This is a genomic window from Pseudomonas sp. BW7P1, from assembly GCF_024981055.1.
Taxonomy (GTDB): Bacteria; Pseudomonadota; Gammaproteobacteria; order Pseudomonadales; family Pseudomonadaceae; genus Aquipseudomonas; species Aquipseudomonas bananamidigenes.
Map to the genome: position 1 here is coordinate 4,020,516 of NZ_CP103374.1, position 22,832 is coordinate 4,043,347.

Genomic DNA, 22,832 nt, shown 5'->3' on the forward strand with positions numbered 1-22,832 from the left:
CGCAACGCTGCGGTATAGCCCGAAGAAGCAGATCCATCGGCTGCATAGAGCGAAGTGATTGGTCACCACCGACCTTTGGTCAATAGCCTGAAACACGCCAGCGACTAGACTGTCATTCGATAGACAGCAAAAGAGAACGCGCCCGACGCAGGGCAAAGAGGAGGCACCGATGAGCCTGACCATGACCATTGTGATGTTGATTGCCGGCTGGCTGGCCGTCGCCGCCGCCATGTTGTGGGGCGTACTGCGGATTTCTCGCCGCCATCATCATCCTGTGCAACCTGCACCGACCAGGAAGATCGAAAAACACAGCGCCCGTCACGCCACCGCGCACTGACTTCTTTCAACCGATTCAAACGAAAAAGGCCGCGTGGCTCTTGCGAGTGACGCGGCCTTCGCTTTTCCAGCCGTTACGCCTGGGCAGCCAGCTTCTTCTGCTTCGCCCGACGGGACATCATGTTCAACACTTCAATCGCAGCCGAGAACGCCATGGCGGCGTACACATAACCTTTCGGTACATGGGCGCCGAAGCCTTCGGCGATCAGCGTCATGCCGATCATGATCAGGAAGCCCAGGGCCAGCATCACCACCGACGGGTTGTCGTTGATGAACTTTGCCAGCGGATCAGCCGCAAACAGCATTACCAGCACCGAAACCACCACCGCGATCACCATGATCGGCAAGTGTTCGGTCATGCCGACCGCTGTGATGATGCTGTCGATCGAGAACACCATGTCGAGCATCAGGATCTGTCCGATCGCGGCAGCGAAACCCAGGGTCACGGTCGAGGTGGCGGTTTTCGGGTCTTCCGGTGCCGGATCCATGCTGTGATGGATCTCGGTCGTCGCCTTCCAGACCAGGAACAGGCCACCGGCGATCAGGATCATGTCCTTCCAGGAGAACGCCTGGCCGAGGACCTCGATGACCGGCTCGGTCAACTGAACAATGAACGCGATGGTGCTCAACAGCGCCAGACGCATGATCAGCGCCATGCCGATACCGAGGCGGCGGGCCTTCTGCCGATACTGTTCGGGCAGCTTGTTGGTCAGGATCGAGATGAAGATCAGGTTATCGATGCCGAGCACGATTTCCATCACCACCAGTGTGGCCAGGGCAATCCAGGCCGTCGGGCTGGAAGCGAGTTCTAACAGGTATTCCATGGGTCAGTCCTGACTCTTGTAAGACGATTTAGATGGTCTTGGCGGAAGATTCGGATTTTTCCGCCTCTTTTTCCGGGGCTTCTTTTTTCTCGATCAGGCCGCCAGTGGCCTCGCTGAGCGCCTGCTCGGCGGCTTTGTGCGTGTCGTCGATAGCCTGTTTGGCACTCTCGGCGGCCTTGCCCATCAATTGCTGGGCGCTTTTTTCAGCCTGGTCGCAGCCAGCCATAAGCAGTAAAGACGTAAACATCAGTGCCGGGATCGTGTATTTCATAAGGATTCCTTCGAATGAACAGACAGGTCACGGACCACCCGTCGATGGCTGGGCATTCTAGGGAGACAAACACTTCAGGAAAATTCGTATTTTCAGCGGCTATACTTCGATTTATACGAACTGAATCTGACGGAGCGAACCCTGTGCTCAATTACCGACAACTGCACTATTTCTGGGTCGTGGCCAAAACCGGCAGCATCGTGCGTGCCTGCGAGCAACTGAACCTGACACCGCAAACCATCAGCGGACAGATTTCCCTGCTGGAACAGACCTACGGCATCGAGTTGTTCCAGCGCGTCGGCCGACAACTCGAACTCACCGAAGCCGGGCGTCAGGCCCTGCCCTACGCCGAACAGATGTTCCAGATCGGCGGCGAACTGGAACTCATGTTGCGCGCCCAACCCAATGAACAGCAGATCCTGTTTCGCGTGGGGGTGGCGGACGTTGTGCCCAAATCCATCGTCTATCGCCTGATCGCGCCGACCATGGAGCTCAGCGAACCACTGCGCATCACCTGCCGCGAAGACAAACTCGAGCGATTGCTGGCGGATCTGGCGATCCAGCGCCTGGACCTGGTGATCTCCGACAGCCCTATGCCGTCGCACCTGGACATCAAGGGCTACAGCCAAAGGCTTGGAGAGTGCGGGATCAGTTTCTTTGCCACCGCCGAACTGGCGGCGCAATACGGTCAGGATTTTCCGCGCAGTCTGCACGGCGCACCGCTGTTGATTCCCGGAGCCGAAACCGTGGTGCGCAGCCGTCTGCAGCGCTGGTTCGCCGAACAGCAGATTCAACCAAGGATTGTCGGGGAATTCGATGACAGCGCCCTGATGCAGGCGTTCGGCCAGTCCGGCAGCGGGATTTTCATTGGCCCGAGCGTGATCGCCGATGAGGTAAAACGCCAATACGGCGTTGAATTGATTGGCCAGACCGATGCGGTGAGCGAGTCGTTCTATGCAATCTCGGTGGAACGCAAGGTCAAGCACCCCGGCATCAAAGCGATTACCGAAGGTGCCCGACGCGAGCTGTTTACCGGGTTTTAAGCCTGCGCGCAGACCTCGCGCGGCTTGAGTACCATCAACACCATGGCGAGAAAAATCGACAGCAGGATGAACGCGGCAGCGGCGAAACCGACGAAGCCGAGGCCCGCGTTGTCGATTACCCGACCGCCAATGATCGCGCCCAGACCGATCCCGAGATTGGCTCCGGCGATATTCAGCGATGCGGCAAAGGCCGGTGCTTCAGGTGCCGCTTTCATCAAGCGTACGTGGCTGACCAGAAACAGCGCGGCCTGCGTCACGCCCCAGATGCCCATCGCCGCCGCCAGGCCCAGCGACGAATTGATGTTGGGCACCAGCGCCACCATCCCGGGAATCATGAACGCGCAGAACATCACCGAAGCCATCAATGGGTGACGATCCACCGCGCGACCGCCCAGCGAGTTGCCGATCAGGCCGACCGCACCAAAGCCCATCAGACACCAGCCGACCACGGTGCCATTGAAACCGGCCAGACGTTCAAGGATATCCGCCAGATAGGTGTAGGCCGTGAACATGCCGCTGAACACCAGAATCGACAGCAGCACATGGCCAAGCATCAACGGGCTGCGCAGAATCTTGAACTGCGATCCGAAGCTGACCTGATGCTGGTGCAGGCTGGTTTTCGGCAGGTAGACAAACAGCAGCAACGCCTTGGCGAATGCGATGACCGCCAGAATGGCGAATGCGCTGCGCCAGCCGAAGGCATCGGAAATCAGCGTACCGACCGGAATGCCGAACACCGTGGCGCAGACGATGCCGAAGCCGATCTTGGCAATGGCGCGACCGGCGAAGTCCGGGCCGACGATGTCCACCGCGGTTTCACTGGCCAGGGCCCAGAACACCGGCAGCCCCAGTGCCGGGATCAACCGTGCAATGGCCATGACCCAGATGTTCGGCGCCAGAGCCGCCACGGTATTGGCCAGACCGAACATGACCAGAATGGTGATGAACAGCTTGCGCCGTTCGAAACGGGCGAAATAGGCCGTCAAGAACGGGCCGAACATGGCCACGGTGAAAGCGAATAGCGTCACCAGCAACCCGGCTTGCGGGATGGTGACTTCCAGGTCTCGGGCAATCGCCGGCAACAGGCCGACGATGATGAACTCCGTGGTCAGCACCGTGAATCCGGCGGCAGACAACAGAAGGATGGGCAACAGCATGGGGAACTCCAGCAAAACGACGGCACCGGCGCTGACCCGAAGGCCCGCCGGCAGAACATGAAAATAAGGATGCGCAATCTTAACAGAGTGTTCCCGGAGTGACTTGCACAAACCTGTCTATATTGCAGAACGTTTCGGTGGCAGATCGTCACAGGCCTGAAGGATAAGGCCTACGCTGTGATAAAGTCCGCGCCCTGAAAAACGTACACCCTGTTCAGCCACCCGTTAATCAGTGTGGCTGTCGCGTCATTCCTTACGGTTCGTGTCTGTGGCCTGCCCCCGATTCATCGCCCGGATCACACAACCTTGCACCCTATAAAAAAGCAGAGATGCCGTTATGACCGCTTCATCCCCTTCTCTAATGCAACGCCTGAAAAGCCTCAGCCTGGTCACGCAGATCCTGATCGGCCTGATTGCCGGCATCGCCCTGGCGTTGTTCGCGCCCGAGGCCGCCAAAGGCACCGCCTTCATCGGCAAGGTGTTCGTTTCCGCGCTCAAGGCCGTGGCGCCGATCCTGGTGTTCGTGCTGGTCATGGCCTCGATCGCCAACCACAAGCACGGTCAGGAAACCCATATCCGGCCGATTCTGTTCCTGTACCTGCTGGGCACCTTTGGCGCTGCGGCGGTGGCGGTGGTTGCCAGCACGATGTTTCCGTCGCATCTGGTGCTGTCCACCGATAACGTCGCCGTCACTGCACCGGGCGGCATCGGCGAAGTCCTGCAAAGCCTGCTGCTGAGCGTGGTCGATAACCCGGTCACTGCATTGATGAACGCCAACTTCATCGGCATTCTGGCCTGGGCCATCGGCATGGGCGTGGCGATTCGGCATGCCGGCGACACCACCCGGGAAGTGGTCAGCGACCTGTCCAACGGCGTGACCCTGATCGTGCGCGTAGTTATTCGTTTCGCACCCCTGGGCATTTTCGGCCTGGTGGCTTCGACCCTGGCCACGTCCGGTTTTGGCGCACTGGTGGGTTACGCGCACCTGCTGGCGGTGCTGCTGGGCTGCATGCTGTTCGTGGCCTTGGTGATGAACCCGCTGATCGTGTTCTGGAAAATGCGCCGCAACCCGTATCCGCTGACGCTGAAATGCCTGCGCGAAAGCGGCATCACCGCGTTCTTCACCCGCAGTTCGGCGGCCAACATTCCGGTCAACCTGGAGCTGAGCAAGCGTCTGGGCCTGCATGAAGACACCTACTCGGTCTCGATTCCGCTGGGTGCCACCATCAACATGGCCGGTGCGTCGATCACCATCACCGTGCTGACCCTCGCCGCCGTGCACACCCTGGGCATTGCCGTGGACATCCCGACCGCGATCCTGCTCAGCGTCGTCGCTGCGATCTGCGCGTGTGGCGCCTCCGGTGTGGCCGGCGGTTCGCTGCTGCTGATTCCGCTGGCGTGCAGCCTGTTCGGCATTCCGAGCGAGATTGCCATGCAGGTAGTGGCGGTCGGCTTCATCATCGGCGTGTTGCAGGATTCGGCCGAGACGGCGCTGAATTCCTCCACCGACGTGTTGTTCACCGCTGCGGCTTGCCTGGGCGAAGAACAGAAAGCACAACGTCCGGCGTAAACCGGGCGCAACAAAAAGCCCGCCAAGGCGCAAACCTTGGCGGGCTTTTTGTTGCGTCGGGTTTAGAACGCGCCCATGTAATCGCGCTTGCCGATTTCAACGCCGTTGTGACGCAGCAGGTCGTAAGCAGTGGTGACGTGGAAGAAGAACTGCGGCAGGCCGTAGCTCAGCAGGTAGGCCTGGCCGGAGAAGCGTTTCTCTTTCGGAGTGCCCGGACGGGTCACAATTTCGATGCCTTCCTTGCCATTGATTTGCTCAGGCTTGATCTCGCCGATGAAGGCCAGAACCTTGGCGATCAGCGCTTGCAGCTCGGCGAAGGTGGTTTCGGTGTCGTCGTATTTCGGGATTTCGACTTCGGCCAGACGCGAGGACACGCCTTTGGCGAAGTCCACGGCGATCTGCACCTGACGCACCAGCGGGAACATGTCCGGGTACAGACGCGCCTGCAGGAAGGCGTTCGGGTCGATGTTTTTCGCGGTGGCGTGGGCTTCGGCCTTTTTCAGCACATCGCTCAGGGCGTTGAGCATTTGCTGGAAAACCGGAACGGATGCGGCGTACAGGGAAATGGTCATGGCAGTCTCACAGGGTGGCTGGGTAAATCGTGGGGCGATTATAGCCATGCTCGCGGACCGTGCGACTTGTCTTTTATCCAGCAAGGATTAGGCTAGGCGCCTTCGACTGCAGAGGGAACGCGCGATGTCCACAGAACTTGAAACGACCATCCACGAACCACGGCTCAACGCCACGGAAATTCGCATTCTGGGCTCGCTGATCGAGAAGCAGGCCACCAGCCCGGAAACCTATCCGCTGACCCTCAACGCACTGGTGCTGGCCTGCAATCAGAAAACCAGCCGGGAACCTGTGATGAACCTGACCCAGGGCCAGGTCGGCCAGAGCCTGCGCGCCCTCGAAGGCCGGGGTTTCGCCAAACTGGTCATGGGCAGCCGCGCCGACCGCTGGGAGCACAAGGTCGACAAGGCGCTGGAGCTGGTGCCGGCGCAACTGACTCTGACCGGGCTGATGTTTTTGCGCGGCCCGCAGACCGTCAACGAGCTGCTGACCCGCAGCGGTCGCATGCATGAATTCGAAGACGCCGAACAAGTGGTGCATCAACTGGAACGCCTGATCGCTCGGGATCTGGCGGTGCTGATTCCGCGTCAGGCCGGCCAGCGCGAAGATCGCTACACCCATGCGCTGGGTGACCCGGCGGACATCGAGGCGATTATCGCGGCGCGGCAGAATCCGGGTGAGCGCGGGACTGCCAGCGGTGTTTCAGTCGAGCGCATCGAAGAGCTGGAAGCGCGGATTGCAGCGCTGGAAGAACGCCTGGCCCGCCTCGAACAAGCATAATGGGGGCGGCGTCATTCGCCGTCCCAGTAATCTACCCCGTCCGACTGCCGCGCCACCGCGACGAAGCCCGAGGCATTGCCCTCGGCATCGATGCTGAAGTTATCCATCACCGCGTACTTGTTCGAGTCCGGGTACTCGCAGATGTCCGGTTGCTGCTGGGTACTGACCGCCAGATAACGCAGCTCCTGCGCGCTGGTGTTGATGATTTGATGCGCCTTTTCCGGGCCGCCCGGCGGGCAGGCGATCACGTCGCCGGCGCGGATCGGAAAACGCTCGGCGCCCAGGCGCACCTCCCCTTCTCCGGCCACCACGTAGAACATTTCCTCATTGACCCGATGGCTGTGAAACGGACTGCCGCGCATGCCCGGCGGCAGCGCATACAGCCGATAACCGAGCTTTTGCGCGCCCAGTTGCTGACCGATTCGGGCGAACCGCTGCTGATAACGTCTGGCGGTTTCGCCTCCGGGTGCCAGCGCTTCGGGCAACGGTTCAAGTTCGACGTCATTCAGATTGAGAATGGGCGGATGCATGCAAACCTCGGTTTTTGTCGTGGGGCAAGTCTGTGCCTGCTGATGCGGCAGTATAGGCAATGACCACCCCGACACCGAGATCAATCAACTGCGGGCAAACGCCACCGCCGCCTCGAACTGCTCGACCGTCGGCCGCACGCCGGTGTAAAGCACAAACTGCTCCAGCGCCTGGATCGCGATCACTTCCAGCCCGGTGATGACCTTTTTGCCTTCGGCGCGACCCCGCACGATCAATGGCGTTTCCGAGGGGATCGCCACCACATCGAACACCGTATCGGCAGACTTGATCACATCCGCCTCAAACGCCAACTGACCCGCTTCCGGACCACCGTCCATCCCCACCGGGGTCACGTTGATCAACATCTGCGGGCGCTCCTCACCCAGATCCACCTGCCAGCGATAACCCAACGAATCCGCCAGCGTCCGGCCGGCGCGCTCGTTGCGGGCCACGATCAAACCCTTCCTGTAACCACCATCGCGCAGGGCACTGGCTACCGCTTTGGCCATGCCACCGCTGCCGCGCAGGGCGAAGGTCGAGTCCTTCGGCACCGCATGGGTTTCCAGCAACTGGGCGATGGCGATGTAATCGGTGTTGTAAGCCTTGAGATGGCCGTTGGTGTTGACGATGGTGTTGATCGACTGGATCGCCGCCGCCGACGCATCCAGCTCGTCGACCAGCGCAATGCAGGCCTCCTTGAACGGCATCGACACCCCGCAACCCCGAATACCCAGCGCGCGAATGCCGCCGACAGCGCCCGGCAGATCCTGACTGCTGAAGGCCTTGTAGTAAAAGTTCAGACCCAGTTGCTCGTACAGATGGTTATGAAAACGCAGACCGAAATTCCCGGGACGCCCAGACAGGGACATGCACAATTGGGTGTCTTTATTGGGGTTCATCTGCATGGGAGTCTCCTTCAAATACACTTTCGGATGGACGGGATTAGCCAGACCATCGGGTTCTGAACGATCATAAGGCGGTCTGTTCCGGGTATCACAGCCATTGCATGCAACACGGTAAGCAAGCCGGTACAGACCTTACACAAAATTTACCCAGCCGCCGTGCTGTTTTTCCAAATGTTGCTGTCTTAGATGTATCCCCGCGCTTTCCCGAGCCTGATGCAGGCCCGGACGCCGGGTCGAAGAACCGAGGATTAATCATGATTCGTAAACTCCCCATCGTGGCCTTGTTGATCGGTGCATGCGCTATCACAGGTCAGGCAGAAGCCCATGGCGGTGGCTGGCAGGGCCCGGCGGTATTTGGTGCGATCGTCGGCTCGGCCATCATCGGCTCGGCACTCATCAACCAGGATCGTCCGGTGTACGTTCAACAGCCTGTTTACGCTCAACCGGCGCCGGTGTACGTGCAGCCACCGCCACCACCGGTCTATTACCAGCCGGCCCCGGTCTATGTACAACAACCGGTTTATGTACCGGGACCGGTCTACTACGGCCCGCCCCGTGGTTATTACGGCCATCCGCACTACGGTCGCTGGTAAGCCCCCTGCAGAGCCCCGCCTTTACGGCGGGGCTTTTTATTGAGTGCGGGAAAGCCAACCGTCCGTCGGCCAACGTCTGAAAAAATCTCGCCAAGGTCGCTGTGGAGACAGTTTCACCCGTTAAAGTCGGCATGATGGACTCGACCGTCGAGCTGAAACACACAACGGTCATCGATTTGTCATGACGGAACCGCAATCTGAATCCGTCCGCATACAACAGGCTGATAACAACAAGGACGACTGGAATGCCAACACAAAATCCCCACCGCATCGTCGGTTTATGCACCTCGGGCAAGGTGTACAACGCCCTGACCGAGCTCAAGCACCTGGAAGGTCATCGTACGGCGAAGTTTCTCTCGTTGCTGGCGGAGAACCTGGTACGCAAGGGTTTGCTCAACGAGCACGAAATCGTGCACATGCTCGATCAAGTGGTGGACTGAACCAGCCCTCACTGGCATCAATGACCACTATCGAAAGCGTTGATTGTCCCTGAAACGACCAACCCCCTAAGGTAGCTCCATAGATTGATGGAGGTACTTTTCATGGCTCAGGTTCAAATCATGTCCGTTGTCGGCAGCGCCGTTCCCGCATCCCTCAGAGAGCTCGGATTGCTCGCCTGCTGGTATCTGGTGCGCGACGGCGAGCCCGTCAGCGGCCCGCTGACTTCGCTGCCAGCCGCCCAGGCGCTGTCGCAACAACTGATCAACGGCCCGTTCAAGGCTTAAGGCAACTGCACCTTCGGTCTGGTTTCGACGAAGAGCGCCCAGCTCGACATGAACAAGGCAGCAATCAGCGGCCCGATCACGAAACCATTAAGACCGAACACCGCCATCCCGCCCAGCGTCGAAATCAGGATCATGTAGTCCGGCATGCGCGTGTCCTTGCCCACCAGCACCGGACGCAGCACGTTATCCACCAGGCCGATCACGAATATCCCGAACAACGCCAGTACCACGCCCTGCCAGATCATTGCGCTGAGCAGAAAGTAAACCGCCACCGGCGCCCAGACGATCCCCGCCCCCACCGCCGGCAACAGTGACAGAAACGCCATCAATACCGCCCAGAGCAACGCACTGGGAATATCGAGAAACCAGAAAATCGCGCCGCCCAGTGCACCTTGCGTAATGGCCACCACCAGGTTTCCCTTGACGGTGGCGCGCACCACCCGATTGAACTTCAGTTGCAGTCGGCGTTTGTGATGTTCCTCCAGCGGCACCGCCGTACGCACCTTGCGCGCCAGTTCGGCGCCATCGCGCAGAAAGAAGAACAGCAAGTACAACATGATGAAAAAGCTCACCACGAAATCGAAGGTGCCCTGGCCGAAACTGAACGCCTGGGTGGCCAGCACCTGACTGCCCTGCATCGCTGCCTTGACGATTTTCTCGCGCACGGCATTGAGTTCGCCCATGCCGAAACGGTCGAGCAGGTGCTGAAAGTACGGCGGCAGGCTGTGCTTGAACTGCGTCAGATACGCGCCGATATCGAGCTTGCCGCTTTCGATATTGTCGTAAAGCGTCGCCCCTTCCTGCACCAGCAACACGCTGATGACGATCACCGGCAGAATCGCGATCACCACGCAGATACTCAGGGTGCACAGCGACGTCAAATTGCGTTGCCAGCCGAATTTCTGTTGCAACCGACGCTGCATCGGCGCGAACACAATGCCGAGAATCACTGCCCAGAACACCGCGCCGTAGAACGGCAGCAGGATCCAGATGAAGGCGACGGTCACCAGCAAGAGCAGCACGGTGAGGGATTTGAATTGCAGACTTTTTGGGTTCATGTCCGGTCCATGTCAGTCAGGCGCCAAACGCACCCGCCCAACTTAGTCAGCCCGTGCCCGCGCGAGTGCCATCTTTGTTCAAGGAGCATAGATCCAGATCAATAAACCCTCGCCGCACCTCGTTTACCCTCCCGCGCTTTTGCGACCGACACCGCCATGACGCCCTCCTTCACCCCGGAACTGCTCGCCCCCGCCGGCACCCTGAAAAACATGCGCTACGCCTTCGCCTACGGCGCCGATGCGGTCTACGCCGGTCAGCCGCGCTACAGCCTGCGGGTGCGCAACAACGAGTTCGACCACGCCAATCTCGCCCTCGGCATTCGTGAAGCCCAGGCTCAGGGCAAGCGTTTCTACGTGGTGGTCAACATCGCACCGCACAACGCCAAGCTGAAGACCTTTCTCAAGGATCTGGCACCGGTGATCGAGATGGCACCGGACGCGCTGATCATGTCCGACCCTGGCCTGATCATGCTGGTACGCCGTCATTTTCCGCAGATGCCGATTCATCTTTCAGTGCAGGCCAACACGGTGAACTGGGCGAGCGTCGAGTTCTGGCAGCAACAAGGGTTGAGCCGGATCATCCTGTCCCGGGAACTGTCGCTGGAAGAAATCGGCGAAATCCGCGAACAGGTGCCGGGCATGGAACTGGAAGTGTTCGTCCACGGCGCATTGTGCATGGCTTACTCCGGGCGCTGTCTGCTCTCCGGCTACATGAACAAACGAGACGCCAATCAGGGCACCTGCACCAACGCCTGCCGCTGGAAATATTCAGCACAGGAGGCTACGGAAAATCAGCTCGGCGAAATCGTCCAGACCTTCGAACCGCAACCGACCCTGGGCCTTGGCGCTCCCACCGATCAGGTGTTCCTGTTGCAGGAAGCCAATCGTCCCGGCGAGATGATGCCGGCCTTCGAAGACGAACACGGCACCTACATCATGAATGCCAAGGACCTGCGCGCCGTGCAGCACGTCGAGCGCCTGACCCGCATGGGCGTGCACTCGCTGAAGATCGAAGGCCGGACCAAATCGCACTTCTATTGCGCGCGCACCACTCAGGTCTACCGCCGGGCCATTGATGATGCGGTGGCCGGACGCGAATTCGACCGCAGCCTGATGACCGATCTGGAATCCCTCGCCCAGCGCGGCTACACCGAAGGCTTCCTGCGTCGACATGTGCATGACGAATATCAGAACTATCAGAACGGCAGCTCGGTGTCGGAGCGACAACAGTTTGTTGGCGAACTGACCGGAGAACGCCGGGACCGGCTGGCCGAGGTCAAAGTGAAAAACCGCTTTGCCCTGGGCGATCATCTGGAACTGATGACACCCAAGGGCAACTTTCACTTTGACCTGCACGAATTGCAGAACCTCAAGGGCGAAGCCATCGACGTGGCGCCGGGAGACGGGCACACCGTGTACTTGCCGATTCCGGATGCGGTGGATTTACGCTTCGGGTTGTTGATGCGTGATCTCGGCGCTGTTTAGACGCTGCTATCGAACCAGCGGCTTCAATTCGTGGCTGAAAACCGATCACGACTGTTGGTCAGGTGCAGCCACATCGCCGCGCGCGCCGCGTCGGGGTCCTGACGCTTGATCGCGTTGAGGATCGCTTCATGTTCGAGATTCGCCAATTGCCCGAGCTTGCTCAAATCCACTGCCCCGCGCTCGGCCGCATTGACCCGGGTGCGCGGAATCATCGCGCTGCCCAGGTGCTGCATGATTTCGGTGAAGCAGGCATTACCAGTGGCTTCGGCAATCAGCAGATGAAAGCGCCGGTCGGCCTCGACGCAGCTATCGTTGTTGGCCAATAGTCGCTGATAGTCGTCCAGCGCCTGACGCATCTGCAGCAGTTGCAGCTCGGTGCGGCGCTGCGCGGCCAGTGCCGCCGCTTGCGTCTCCAGCCCCATGCGCAATTCGAGAATGCTGCGCACGCCCAGCGCGGTGTCCACATTCAGCCGCAGCCCTTGCTCCGGCGCACGCTCGATCACGAACGTGCCGATGCCGTGCCGCGTCTCCACCAGCCCCGACGCCTGCAACTTGGAAATCGCCTCACGCACCACGGTACGGCTGACGCCGTGTTCCTGAACGATCGAGTTTTCCGACGGCAACTTGTCACCGGGCAGCATCTGGCCGAGCAGGATGCTCCGGGAGAGCTTTTCCACCAAGTCATGGGCCAGGTTGTGCGCACGCTTGCGTGCGGGAGCTTCGAGGTCTTCTTGCATGGTTCGGATCCGCAGGTCATGGCTGATCGATCGTAACACTGCGTCGAAGACTTGTATGAGCTCCTATGATTCCCCAGGCCAAACTTGTATGACAACATGGACATTTGCTTGGCAAACCCTCACTGACGATAACGCCGTCGCCTCCCGATCAACGGCATGCGTCTCTGCTTCACCGCAACAAAACGTCTTTAAAACCCAATGTATACGGCACAAACAGCCAAAAAAGCATAAAAACAATTCGCTGTAGATAAATTTGATTGGGCGTCTCTGCTTGTAGGACAAAAAAGTCTAGTTGTATGATGTCTATCAACAACGCAGCACCCAACCACACCCCCGCATAAAAATAACGAGTGGGAGAAAACCAAGTGAAATCATCCATTGCCGGGATGAGCGAAGGCGCCGATTTCGCGCTGTCCTGCGCCATCGCCAAAGTCAAACGCCACGTCCTGCCGCTGTTCGTCATCATGTTCATCGTCAACTACATCGACCGTGTGAACATCGGCTTTGTCCGCACCCACATGGAACATGACCTCGGCATCGGCGCCGCGGCCTACGGGTTCGGTGCCGGTCTGTTCTTCATTGGTTACGCGCTGTTCGAAGTCCCTTCCAACATGCTGCTGCAAAAGGTTGGCGCGCGAATCTGGCTGACCCGCATCATGCTCACCTGGGGCCTGGTGGCCGCCGGCATGGCGTTCATCCAGAACGAAACCCACTTCTACATCCTGCGATTTCTGCTGGGTGTGGCCGAGGCCGGCTTCTTTCCCGGCGTGATCTACTACTTCACTCGCTGGCTGCCCGCCGCGGAGCGCGGCAAGGCGATTGCGATTTTCCTGAGTGGCTCGGCCGTGGCCTCGCTGATCTCCGGACCGCTGTCCGGCCTGCTATTGCAGATTGAAGGTCTCGGACTGCATGGCTGGCAATGGATGTATTTCATTGAAGGCATGTTTTCGGTCGGTCTGTGCGTATTCGTGTGGTTCTGGCTCGATGCCAAACCCCACGATGCCAAGTGGCTGACCCCCGCCGAGCAGGATGCGCTGGTCAAAGCCATCGACGACGAACAGAAGGCCCGCGAGGCCGCGACGTCGATCCGGCCGTCCATGGGCAAGCTGCTCAAGGATCGCCAGATCATCCTGTTCTGCCTGATCTACTTCTTCATCCAATTGACGATCTACGCCGCGACGTTCTGGCTGCCGAGCATCATCAAGAAAATGGGCGAGATGAGTGACTTCCAGGTCGGCCTGTTCAACTCGATTCCGTGGTTGCTGTCGATCATCGGCATGTATGCGTTCGCCTCGTTCTCGGCGAAGTGGAAACACCAGCAGGCGTGGGTGGCCACCGCACTGTTGATTGCCGCAGCGGGGATGTTCATGTCCACCATCGGCGGGCCGATCTTCGCGTTCGTCGCGATCTGTTTTGCCGCGCTGGGTTTCAAGTCTGCGTCGTCGCTGTTCTGGCCGATTCCGCAGGCCTATCTCGATGCGCGGATCGCCGCGGCGGTGATCGCGCTGATCAACTCGGTGGGCAACCTCGGCGGCTTCGTCGCCCCCACCACGTTCGGCCTGCTGGAACAGCACACCGGTTCGATCCAGGGCGGCCTCTATGGTCTTGCCGCGACCTCGATCATCGCCGCGCTCACCGTGTTCGCCGCCCGCACGACACCCAAATCCGCACCTGATAACGCCGTGGCCGATGCCGCGCCGAAACACGCTTGAAAGGACAATCCGATATGACCGCACACGACATCGCCAAAGCCCCGATCATCACCGAAATGCAAGTCCTCCCGGTGGCCGGCCACGACGGCATGCTGCTCAACCTGAGCGGCGCCCACGGGCCGTTTTTCACCCGCAACATCGTCATCCTCAAGGACAACGCCGGCCATACCGGCGTCGGTGAAGTACCCGGTGGCGAGCGCATTCGCCAGACCCTTGAGGACACCCGCAGCCTGGTGGTCGGCAGCCCGATCGGTACGTATCAGAAAATCCTCAACCAGGTTCGCCAGACTTTCGCCGACCGCGACGCCGGCGGCCGAGGCCTGCAGACCTTCGACCTGCGCATCACCATTCACGCGGTCACCGGGCTGGAAGCCGCCCTGCTCGACCTGCTCGGCCAACACCTCGACGTACCGGTGGCCGCTCTGCTCGGTGAAGGCCAGCAGCGTAATGAAGTAAAGATGCTCGGTTATCTGTTCTATGTGGGGGATCACCGGGAAACCGACCTCGCCTATCGCAGCGAACCGGATGCCGACAACGACTGGTTCCGCGTGCGTCACGAGAAAGCCATGACCGCCGACGCCGTGGTGCGCCTGGCCGAGGCGGCCCATGGGCGTTACGGCTTCAAGGATTTCAAGCTCAAGGGCGGCGTGCTCAGCGGCGATGCCGAAATCGAAGCGGTGACCGCACTGGCCGAGCGCTTCCCCGAAGCCCGCATCACCCTCGACCCCAACGGCGCGTGGTCACTGAAAGAAGCGATCCGGCTGTGCCGCGATCAGCATCGTGTGCTGGCCTACGCCGAAGACCCGTGTGGTGCGGAAAACGGCTATTCGGGCCGTGAAGTGATGGCCGAATTCCGTCGCGCCACCGGCCTGAAAACCGCCACCAACATGATCGCCACCGACTGGCGCGAGATGGGCCATGCGATTCAGTTGCAATCGGTGGATATCCCGCTGGCCGACCCGCATTTCTGGACCATGCAGGGCTCGGTGCGCGTGGCGCAGATGTGCCACGAATGGGGCCTGACCTGGGGCTCGCACTCCAACAACCACTTCGACATTTCTCTGGCGATGTTCACCCACGTCGCGGCCGCCGCGCCGGGTGACATCACCGCCATCGACACCCACTGGATCTGGCAGGACGGCCAGCGCCTGACCAAGGCCCCGCTGCAAATCGTCGACGGCTGCGTGCAGGTGCCGACGAAACCGGGGCTGGGCGTGGAACTGGACATGGACCAGGTGGCCAAGGCCCACGAACGCTATAAACGCATGGGCCTTGGCGCGCGGGATGACAGCGTGGCAATGCAGTTTCTGATTCCGGGCTGGACGTTCGATAACAAGCGCCCCTGCCTGGTGCGCTGATCCGGATTCAACGCAATTTCCTGTGGGAGCGAGCCTGCTCGCGATGGCGGAGTGTCAGTCGATAAACTTTTCGAATTTGAGGCCGTCTTCGCGAGCAAGCTCGCTCCCACAAGGACTTTCACTAGCCTGAAGTTTCCAGCAACCAGTGTTTGAACGCCGCCATCGCCGACGTCTCCGGCCGTGACTGCAAGCGCGTCAGCCAATAGCTGCCGGTGGTGATTTCAATGGCAAAGGGTTGGCGGATCAAGTCTGCCGCCAGTTGCCGGGCGAACATCAACGGCGGTGCCAACGCCACGCCGCCCCCCTGCAGCGCCGCTTCCATCATCGCCAGCGACGAGTCGAACACGATGCTCTGGGGCGGCGCGGCGTGGGTGGCCATCCCCGCCGCATGAAACCATTCCGGCCACTCATCGGTGCGATAGGAACGCAACAGACGCTGCTGCAGAAGATCCCCTGGCGTGTGCAGTTGCCGGGCAATTTCCGGCACGCAGAGCACCGACAACGGCGCCTCCAGCAAACGGGTCGCCTCGATACCGTGCCAGGCCCCGGCGCCAAACCGGATCGCGTAATCCAGACCTTCGGCAGCGACGTCCACTCGATTGTTATTGGTCGACAGCCGCAAATCGATGAGCGGATGTTTCGCCTGAAAGTCCGCCAGCCTCGGCAACAACCAGCCCACGGCAAAAGTACCTACCGCGCCGACCGTGAGCATTTCCCGATACTGCCCGCCCGCCAGACGCTCGAGCATCTGCGCGATATGATCGAACGACGTGGTCAGCACCGGCAAAAGGGTTTCGCCCTCGCCGGTCAGCATCAGCCCCCGCGGCAGGCGTTTGAACAGGATCACCCCGAGTTGCGCCTCAAGGCTTTTGACCTGATGGCTGACAGCCGCCTGAGTCACGCACAACTCCACCGCAGCACGGGTGAAGCTCAAATGGCGCGCAGACGCTTCGAAAGCGCGCAGTGCATTCAAGGGCAATTGAGGTCGAATCATGCCAGATCCCAAATTTTTCTAATGGCTCGTCCGAGTTTTCATCGTTTGTCGAAAGACGCCGGACTGCCTAGATTTGGCGCTGCCGATCAGCCGGCCCGACGGAAAACACTCGCAGTGTAGCGGGATAACACCAACAACACTCATGGAGAGTGGCTCAACGATGCCTTCAATAAACCTGAACAAACTCAAGTCCTGCAGCGCTTTCGGACTGTTCTTCAGTGCCGCCACCTGCCTGGCTGCCCCACAGAGCGACGACCAGTTGCAGGCGCTGGTCAAGGCCACCGTGACACCGGTGATGCAGCAGCAGGACATTGCGGGTATGGCGGTCGCCGTGACCGTCGATGGCAAGGCGCATTACTTTAACTACGGTATTGCCGACAAAAGCACCGGGCAAGCGGTGAGTGAAAACACCCTGTTCGAAATCGGCTCGGTGAGTAAAACCTTCACCGCAACCCTCGCTGCCTACGCCCAGGCCACCGGCAAACTCGAGTTCTCCGACAAGGCCAGTCAGCACTGGCCCGAGCTGAAAGGCAGTGCCTTCGACAAGATCAGCCTGCTGCAACTGGCCACCTACAGCGCGGGCGGGCTACCGCTGCAATTCCCGGATGCCGCAGACTCTTCCGACAAGATGCTCGGCTATTACCAACAGTGGAAACCGACGTATCCCGCAGGCAGTCAACGCCTGTATTCCAATCCGAGCATCGGCCTGTTCGGCTACCTGGCGGCGAAAAGCTTCGGCCAGCCGTTCAACCAGGTCATGACTGAAACCCTGCTGCCGAAACTCGGGCTCAAGCACACCTACCTGTCGGTGCCTGCGTCTGAACAAAAGCGTTATGCCCAGGGCTATGACAAGAACAACAAACCGATTCGGGTCAGCCCCGGCGCACTGGATTCCGAAGCTTACGGCGTGAAAACCAGCGCCGCCGACCTGCTGCAATATGTCGAAGCCAACCTCGACACCGCGAAACTCGAAACACCGCTGCAGAAAGCCATCGCCCTCACCCACACCGGCTACTACACCGTCGGCGACATGACCCAGGGCCTGGGCTGGGAACGCTACACCTACCCGATCAGCCTCGACCGCCTGCTGGACGGCAACTCGACGCCCATGGCCATGGAACCACACAAGGTCAAATGGCTGAATCCGCCACAGCCTGAACCGGCAAACGTGCTGCTGAACAAGACCGGTTCCACCGCCGGCTACGGTGCCTACGTCGCGTTCGTGCCATCGAAAAAGGTCGGGCTCGTGATTCTGGCGAATCGCAATTACCCCAACGGGGAGCGGGTGAAGATTGCGCACAGGATTCTGGAAGAGTTGACCCGGTAATCACGCCAAAAAAAACGGGCGACCCGAGAAGGTCGCCCGTTTTTGTTTGGGGGATTGAAAACTACGCCTGTAGCTTCCAGCCCAGTACATCCATCAGGTCACAGCTGTCGCGCAGAGGGATCGCCAATACCCGGGCGAAGTCCTGCAGCAGCAAGGCGTCATGACCGATGCCGTCGCTGAGGGAAAGTGTTTCCAGCAGTTGAGTCACGCTGCGCAATCGGTAGGCGGCAGTGCCGTGGAGTACGTCTACCGGGGCTTCGCGATCGATCAGGAGACAGGGAATTTGGCAGTCGATGCCGGTGATGGGGATGTAGCGGGGTTTGGTTGAGTCGGTGGAACGTTCAGGTGATTCGAAATCCGTTTTCTTCATGTGTGTAACTCCGATGGGATTGTGAAAAACGCTACCCATCTCACTTCCACATGAGGGTGGTAGCTGTACGCAGGTGTGGAAGACCGAGCCAATCACCCGAACCCGGCGCACTCGAAAGCGCTCCCGCGTACAGCCACCATAAGGCCGCGATGTTGACATAAAAGATGTCGCCATGCGCTTTATGAGGCTTGGTGAATGAGTCTGAAACCGGACTTCCACATCCGACCGCTGATTTTGCAGCGGTCCGGAAAGGTTATCGGCACGGCTTTCGGAGCACCAGCTCACCAACGCCGCCGCATTTTGAAGGAAATGTCCGACGGAATTGAAGGGAGTTGCGCAGCTCATTCTGGTGGGAATATGCGGCAACTATTTTCATGGGTGACCAGGTGAAGTGGAGTATCTACACTCCAGCGAATCAATCCGTGGCCGGTGATGACATAATGCGCGCCAAAGCCCTCTTACCGACCAGACCATAAGGTGATGCATTGCAGATTTTCAGCTTTAACCTAACGGACGTCGGTCGATTCAACGAATTGGACGTTCAACTGGCACCTACTAATAAGACCTCATCAAACGTTACGGTTTTTGTGGGGAACAACGGTGCCGGGAAAACTACGCTTTTAAAGTCGCTCGCCACCTCACTGAGCTGGTTGGTCGCCAGAATTCGTACTGAAAAAGGAATTGGCAGTCATTTAGCAAATGATGACATCCGAAACGGTGCCTCCATCGCCATGGTTCATGTAGCAGTGTTAGACACTTCTCTGGCACGTTCAAACATTCCTGAGGTGTTCGCGAAGGAAACCCTATTCAGTTGGACAGTCGCAAGAGTCAAGCAAGGACGAAAATCCGCGTCCCATAGTGTGCTGACAGACGCCAGTCGATTAGCAGACCACTACCGCACACTACTAACTGCTGATAACAAAGCTTCTCTTCCCTTGGTCGCCTATTATCCGGTGGAGCGCTCAGTCCTTGAAATTCCGTTAAAAATCCGCACCAAACACACCTTCGACCAACTCGACGGCTACGACAACTCTCTCAACCGAGGCGTGGATTTCCGCCGTTTCTTCGAGTGGTTCCGCGAGCGCGAGGACAGCGAAAACGAAACTGGCATTTCCGACACTGCACTAGCCGAAATCTCGATAAAGTTCGGCTATGACAGTGATGTTTGGAAAACCCTGTCCAAACTGAAAGCCTCGTCCCGCGACCGCCAGCTAACCGCCGTCCGCTCAGCCATCGCCGCCTTCATGCCGGGCTTCACCAACCTGCGTGTGCAACGCAAACCTCGCCTGCACATGGCCATCGACAAGGACGGCGTCACTCTCAACGTTGCCCAGCTATCGCAAGGCGAGAAGTCGATGATGGCGCTGGTCGGTGATATCGCCCGCCGCTTGGCAATGATGAACCAGTCGCTGGACAACCCGCTCCACGGCGACGGCATCGTGCTGATCGACGAAGTGGATCTGCACCTGCACCCAAAATGGCAACGCAGCTTGATCCGCCAACTGAGCGAAACCTTCCCCAACTGCCAGTTCGTACTGACCACCCATTCGCCACTGGTGATCAGCGACGCCAAGGATGTGCTGGTTTACGTGCTCAATAACGGAGAGCTCCACGAACACAACGGCCTTTACGGTCTCGATGCCAATCAGGTGTTGCTGGAAGTCATGGACACCGATATCCGCAACAGCGACGTTCAAAAACGTTTGAACGCGTTGCTCGAACGCTTGCAGGACGGCGATCTGGAAACCGCACAGAAGCTATTCGCCGAACTGGCAGAAGAACTTCCAGACGGTCATATCGAACTGGCGAAAGCAGCGCTGTTGCTGCGCAAGCTGGAGCTGCGTCGTGCGTAAGATCACCAAGGGAGCCGAGCCGGAACAACTCATCAGATGGAAACGCGCCAACACAACATTACGTTACCGGGACCTGCCCAGCGAAGAACGTGTGAGCGTGCGCACGGCTTGTATAGCGGAACAGTTCAGCCTTTGCGCCTATTGCTGCCAGACCATTGCAGGCGACAACTCACATAACGAGCACGTTGAAGCCCAGGATAAAGCCCCCAATCGCACATTGGAGTTCACCAACATCGTCGCCAGTTGCCAGCGCCAGAATCAATGTGGACATCATCGAGGCACGCGCCCACTAGATCTGACGCCTTTGATGGAGGAATGCGAGTCGGAATTGAAGTTTTATCTGTCCGGTAGAGTGACCGGCAAAACCGAACGCGCAAATTCAGCTGTGGAAATCTTGAATCTGGGTCATACCGAAGAAAGCAATCGCGGACTCATAGGCGCGCGGAAACAGCTGGTTGATCAGTTGATCTTCACAGGAGGCATGCAACCTGATGACCTTGAAGATGAAGAGCTTCTGGGGATTCTCCTGGATGACATGCTGACTCCCAAGAATGGCCAGCTCGCGGCTTTTTCTCCGGTTCTGGTCAATGTCATCCGTCAGCTCCTGCCCTGATATTCAAAGTATCGCGGTCATTCCGGCGGACAAAAAAATGGCGAACGTTTAATCACGTTCGCCATTTTCATTCAGAGCCTGCCGCAATCAATCATCCGGCATTTCCGGCGGCTTGGCCGGTTTGGTCGGTTTCGCCGGTTTTGTCCCTTTCGCACCTTTGGCCGGCGCCGGTTCTGCAGCAGCCGGGGCCGTCACCACAGTGGAAGTAGTTTCTTTCTCGGCGGCAGGCAGCGCATCGATGGTGTCGAAAATTTTCTTCAGGTCGACCGTCGCCGCTTCATCCCCCGAAGCCGACAGTTTGGTCTCGCCATCCTTACCCACCAGAAAGACCTTCGGATACGCCCCGGCGCCCAGCTTCAGCGAGCGCAGCAGCGCCATGGTTTGCTGCTGCTCCATGCTTTTGCCATCGACCTGACCGCTCATGCTCAGGATGGTGTAAACCTTGATCTTGCGGTCGGCGATGCCTTGTTTGTTGGCCGGGTCGTCCAGCGCTTTTTTCAGGCTGACCCAATAAGAATCGACCGTACTGGAAGCGATCACGATCACCGGGCGGTTGATGCCCTTGTCGACGTCCAGAGGGGAATCGCCGTCGGCGGCGAACAGGGGGCCGGCAATCGCCAGCAAGAGTGTCAGGGTCAGTGACCTGATGAGCATGCGCATCTCCTTTTGATATCCACGCTCTAATGATTGCGCATCGTGGCGATTGTTCCGGGGTTGCCCGGCAAATATGTGTCGCCTTGTTCAAAGCGTAGGTCAGCAACGATTTTGCGCAACCGCATGCGCTTGATCATGTCGCGCATTTGATTACCTTTTATGACCGTATCGGGATGACGATTCAGCGCGAAGCGCTCGCCTGGAACAGTACCGAATCCAGCGCCGCTTCCAGCCCGGCCGAATCGACACGTCGGCCTTCGAGCCGCAGCGCTCCGCCATCAAGGCTGACGCTCAAGGTCACCGCAGGCTTGTCACCCGGATACTTGCGCAGCAACAGGTCAATGCCGTCGGCTGTTTCTTTGCTGGAGTTCAGATCCCACTGGCTTGCGCTCAAGTCCAGTAGCGTCTGATTGCGCTGTTGATCGACCACCCGCGGCGCATACAGCCAGTGGCTCATGCGCATTTCCCGGGGCTCGACCGTGATGGCGAGGCGGCCATTGCAATGGAATGTCGTTTCGCTCATGGCTGCCTGCCAATCAGAACGCCAGTTTGTAACCAATCAACACCAGCATGGTCGCCAGGCATGGACGCAGCAGTTCATCGGAGACCCGACCGGTCAGGTGACTGCCAAGCCAGATGCCCGGCAGCGAGCCCATCAGCAGGAAACCCAGCACGCTCCAGTCCATGTTGCCCATGCTCGCATGCCCGAGGCCGGCGACCAGGGTCAGCGGTACGGCGTGGGCGATTTCGGTGCCGACCAGACGGCGCGTCGGCAGCAGCGGATAGAGGATGAACAGCGCGACGGTGCCGAGGGCTCCGGCGCCGATGGAGGTCAGGGCGACCATGGTGCCGAGGATCAGGCCGGTGATCACCGTCATGATATTCAAGCGAGTTCCGCTGGGGTTGTAGTTGCCGCCTGCGCGTTTGTGGGCGAATGCCAGCAGGCGTTTCTTGAACAGAATCGCCATTGCGGTGGCGAACAGCACATAGCCCAGCGCCTGCTTGATGATGGCGTTCATCGCATCCGGCGCGGTGTGCAGGGTACTGAGGAACCACAACGTCATCGCCACCGCCGGGACGCTGCCCAGGGTCAGCCAGCCGGTAATGGCCCAGTCGATGTTCTTGTTTTTCCTGTGGACCAGCACGCCGCTGGATTTGGTGATAGCGGCGTACAGCAGATCCGTGCCCACCGCCGTGGCCGGATTGATGCCGAACCACAGCAGGATCGGCGTCATCAACGAACCACCGCCGACACCGGTCATGCCGACGATGAACCCCACCACCAGCCCGGCAACCACCAGGCCGAAATTTGCCAATTCCATGAAAACATCCAGAAGACGACAGGAAAAATCCGGTCCGCAGCATAGCG

Annotated in this window: 26 protein-coding genes; 13 read left to right on the forward strand and 13 right to left on the reverse strand. The window is 59.3% G+C overall.

Annotated elements, in window-relative coordinates:
* The first annotated feature begins 169 nt into the window (after nucleotides 1-169).
* Nucleotides 170-337, forward strand: a complete 168-nt coding sequence (locus NWV16_RS18030; protein ID WP_260520157.1) for a hypothetical protein — start codon at nucleotides 170-172, stop codon at nucleotides 335-337.
* Between the two features lie 73 nt (nucleotides 338-410).
* Here NWV16_RS18030 and NWV16_RS18035 read toward each other — a convergent pair whose 3' ends face one another.
* Nucleotides 411-1,160: a TerC family protein gene (locus NWV16_RS18035; protein ID WP_260520158.1), complete on the reverse strand. Its 750-nt coding sequence runs from the start codon at nucleotides 1,158-1,160 to the stop codon at nucleotides 411-413.
* Between the two features lie 28 nt (nucleotides 1,161-1,188).
* Nucleotides 1,189-1,431 carry a hypothetical protein gene (locus NWV16_RS18040; RefSeq protein WP_260520159.1) on the reverse strand — a complete coding sequence of 81 codons (243 nt, stop codon included), beginning with the start codon at nucleotides 1,429-1,431 and terminating at the stop codon, nucleotides 1,189-1,191.
* Between the two features lie 143 nt (nucleotides 1,432-1,574).
* Here NWV16_RS18040 and nhaR point away from each other — a divergent pair, with 143 nt between their 5' ends.
* Nucleotides 1,575-2,474: a transcriptional activator NhaR gene (nhaR, locus tag NWV16_RS18045; protein WP_260520160.1), complete on the forward strand. Its 900-nt coding sequence runs from the start codon at nucleotides 1,575-1,577 to the stop codon at nucleotides 2,472-2,474.
* Here the strand turns inward: nhaR and NWV16_RS18050 are convergent.
* On the reverse strand, nucleotides 2,471-3,631 hold the full coding sequence (locus NWV16_RS18050; RefSeq protein WP_260520161.1) for an MFS transporter: 1,161 nt from the start codon (nucleotides 3,629-3,631) through the stop codon (nucleotides 2,471-2,473). The genes nhaR and NWV16_RS18050 overlap by 4 nt on opposite strands.
* A gap of 337 nt (nucleotides 3,632-3,968) precedes the next feature.
* Here NWV16_RS18050 and sstT point away from each other — a divergent pair, with 337 nt between their 5' ends.
* A complete protein-coding gene (gene sstT / locus NWV16_RS18055; RefSeq protein ID WP_065259352.1) occupies nucleotides 3,969-5,201 on the forward strand; it encodes a serine/threonine transporter SstT in 1,233 nt (410 codons plus the stop codon).
* A gap of 62 nt (nucleotides 5,202-5,263) precedes the next feature.
* On the opposite strand, the gene NWV16_RS18060 is transcribed toward sstT, so the two are convergent.
* Complete coding sequence (locus NWV16_RS18060; protein ID WP_065259353.1) at nucleotides 5,264-5,773, reverse strand: DUF1993 family protein; 510 nt, start codon at nucleotides 5,771-5,773, stop codon at nucleotides 5,264-5,266.
* Between the two features lie 124 nt (nucleotides 5,774-5,897).
* On the opposite strand from NWV16_RS18060, the gene NWV16_RS18065 reads away from it, so the two are divergent.
* Nucleotides 5,898-6,551, forward strand: coding sequence for a YceH family protein (locus tag NWV16_RS18065; RefSeq protein WP_260520162.1), 654 nt, complete (start codon nucleotides 5,898-5,900; stop codon nucleotides 6,549-6,551).
* Nucleotides 6,552-6,562: 11 nt separating this feature from the next.
* Here the strand turns inward: NWV16_RS18065 and NWV16_RS18070 are convergent, their stop codons facing one another.
* Nucleotides 6,563-7,081 carry a cupin domain-containing protein gene (locus NWV16_RS18070; protein ID WP_260520163.1) on the reverse strand — a complete coding sequence of 173 codons (519 nt, stop codon included), beginning with the start codon at nucleotides 7,079-7,081 and terminating at the stop codon, nucleotides 6,563-6,565.
* A gap of 84 nt (nucleotides 7,082-7,165) precedes the next feature.
* Nucleotides 7,166-7,984 carry a shikimate 5-dehydrogenase gene (locus NWV16_RS18075; RefSeq protein ID WP_260520164.1) on the reverse strand — a complete coding sequence of 273 codons (819 nt, stop codon included), beginning with the start codon at nucleotides 7,982-7,984 and terminating at the stop codon, nucleotides 7,166-7,168.
* A gap of 254 nt (nucleotides 7,985-8,238) precedes the next feature.
* Between NWV16_RS18075 and NWV16_RS18080 the strand changes: the two genes are divergently transcribed.
* The 3 genes from NWV16_RS18080 to NWV16_RS18090 all read left to right on the forward strand — a co-directional run bounded on the left by NWV16_RS18080 (nucleotide 8,239) and on the right by NWV16_RS18090 (nucleotide 9,302).
* Nucleotides 8,239-8,577, forward strand: a complete 339-nt coding sequence (locus NWV16_RS18080; protein ID WP_260520165.1) for a hypothetical protein — start codon at nucleotides 8,239-8,241, stop codon at nucleotides 8,575-8,577.
* A 245-nt stretch (nucleotides 8,578-8,822) separates the two neighbouring features.
* On the forward strand, nucleotides 8,823-9,017 hold the full coding sequence (locus NWV16_RS18085) for a hypothetical protein (protein WP_065259358.1): 195 nt from the start codon (nucleotides 8,823-8,825) through the stop codon (nucleotides 9,015-9,017).
* A gap of 102 nt (nucleotides 9,018-9,119) precedes the next feature.
* Nucleotides 9,120-9,302 carry a hypothetical protein gene (locus NWV16_RS18090; protein ID WP_065259359.1) on the forward strand — a complete coding sequence of 61 codons (183 nt, stop codon included), beginning with the start codon at nucleotides 9,120-9,122 and terminating at the stop codon, nucleotides 9,300-9,302.
* Here NWV16_RS18090 and NWV16_RS18095 read toward each other — a convergent pair.
* Nucleotides 9,299-10,360 (reverse strand): AI-2E family transporter, encoded by a 1,062-nt coding sequence (locus tag NWV16_RS18095; protein WP_260520166.1) that lies wholly within the window; start codon nucleotides 10,358-10,360, stop codon nucleotides 9,299-9,301. The genes NWV16_RS18090 and NWV16_RS18095 overlap by 4 nt on opposite strands.
* A gap of 156 nt (nucleotides 10,361-10,516) precedes the next feature.
* Here NWV16_RS18095 and yegQ point away from each other — a divergent pair, with 156 nt between their 5' ends.
* On the forward strand, nucleotides 10,517-11,845 hold the full coding sequence (gene yegQ, locus NWV16_RS18100) for a tRNA 5-hydroxyuridine modification protein YegQ (RefSeq protein WP_065259361.1): 1,329 nt from the start codon (nucleotides 10,517-10,519) through the stop codon (nucleotides 11,843-11,845).
* A 23-nt stretch (nucleotides 11,846-11,868) separates the two neighbouring features.
* Here the strand turns inward: yegQ and NWV16_RS18105 are convergent, their stop codons facing one another.
* Complete coding sequence (locus tag NWV16_RS18105) at nucleotides 11,869-12,582, reverse strand: FadR/GntR family transcriptional regulator (protein WP_260520167.1); 714 nt, start codon at nucleotides 12,580-12,582, stop codon at nucleotides 11,869-11,871.
* Between the two features lie 365 nt (nucleotides 12,583-12,947).
* Between NWV16_RS18105 and NWV16_RS18110 the strand changes: the two genes are divergently transcribed.
* Both NWV16_RS18110 and gudD read left to right on the forward strand, forming a co-directional pair.
* Nucleotides 12,948-14,294, forward strand: a complete 1,347-nt coding sequence (locus tag NWV16_RS18110) for an MFS transporter (RefSeq protein WP_260520168.1) — start codon at nucleotides 12,948-12,950, stop codon at nucleotides 14,292-14,294.
* 14 nt (nucleotides 14,295-14,308) lie between these two features.
* A complete protein-coding gene (gudD, locus tag NWV16_RS18115; protein WP_260520169.1) occupies nucleotides 14,309-15,652 on the forward strand; it encodes a glucarate dehydratase in 1,344 nt (447 codons plus the stop codon).
* 121 nt (nucleotides 15,653-15,773) lie between these two features.
* Here gudD and NWV16_RS18120 read toward each other — a convergent pair whose 3' ends face one another.
* A complete protein-coding gene (locus NWV16_RS18120) occupies nucleotides 15,774-16,646 on the reverse strand; it encodes a LysR family transcriptional regulator (RefSeq protein WP_260520170.1) in 873 nt (290 codons plus the stop codon).
* A gap of 160 nt (nucleotides 16,647-16,806) precedes the next feature.
* Here NWV16_RS18120 and ampC point away from each other — a divergent pair, with 160 nt between their 5' ends.
* Entirely contained in the window at nucleotides 16,807-17,973 is a 1,167-nt protein-coding gene (gene ampC / locus NWV16_RS18125; protein ID WP_260520171.1) for a class C beta-lactamase, read from the forward strand.
* Nucleotides 17,974-18,034: 61 nt separating this feature from the next.
* Here ampC and NWV16_RS18130 read toward each other — a convergent pair whose 3' ends face one another.
* On the reverse strand, nucleotides 18,035-18,343 hold the full coding sequence (locus tag NWV16_RS18130) for a hypothetical protein (RefSeq protein WP_260520172.1): 309 nt from the start codon (nucleotides 18,341-18,343) through the stop codon (nucleotides 18,035-18,037).
* A 485-nt stretch (nucleotides 18,344-18,828) separates the two neighbouring features.
* On the opposite strand from NWV16_RS18130, the gene NWV16_RS18135 reads away from it, so the two are divergent.
* Nucleotides 18,829-20,196 (forward strand): AAA family ATPase, encoded by a 1,368-nt coding sequence (locus NWV16_RS18135; protein WP_260520173.1) that lies wholly within the window; start codon nucleotides 18,829-18,831, stop codon nucleotides 20,194-20,196.
* Nucleotides 20,189-20,809 carry a retron system putative HNH endonuclease gene (locus tag NWV16_RS18140; RefSeq protein WP_260520174.1) on the forward strand — a complete coding sequence of 207 codons (621 nt, stop codon included), beginning with the start codon at nucleotides 20,189-20,191 and terminating at the stop codon, nucleotides 20,807-20,809. Before NWV16_RS18135 ends, NWV16_RS18140 begins: the two co-directional genes overlap by 8 nt.
* A gap of 87 nt (nucleotides 20,810-20,896) precedes the next feature.
* Here the strand turns inward: NWV16_RS18140 and NWV16_RS18145 are convergent, their stop codons facing one another.
* The 3 genes from NWV16_RS18145 to NWV16_RS18155 all read right to left on the reverse strand — a co-directional run bounded on the left by NWV16_RS18145 (nucleotide 20,897) and on the right by NWV16_RS18155 (nucleotide 22,785).
* A complete protein-coding gene (locus tag NWV16_RS18145) occupies nucleotides 20,897-21,463 on the reverse strand; it encodes a DUF4174 domain-containing protein (RefSeq protein WP_260520175.1) in 567 nt (188 codons plus the stop codon).
* Nucleotides 21,464-21,644: 181 nt separating this feature from the next.
* Entirely contained in the window at nucleotides 21,645-21,986 is a 342-nt protein-coding gene (locus NWV16_RS18150) for a hypothetical protein (protein ID WP_260520176.1), read from the reverse strand.
* 13 nt (nucleotides 21,987-21,999) lie between these two features.
* Complete coding sequence (locus NWV16_RS18155) at nucleotides 22,000-22,785, reverse strand: sulfite exporter TauE/SafE family protein (protein ID WP_260520177.1); 786 nt, start codon at nucleotides 22,783-22,785, stop codon at nucleotides 22,000-22,002.
* Nucleotides 22,786-22,832: the final 47 nt, after the last annotated feature.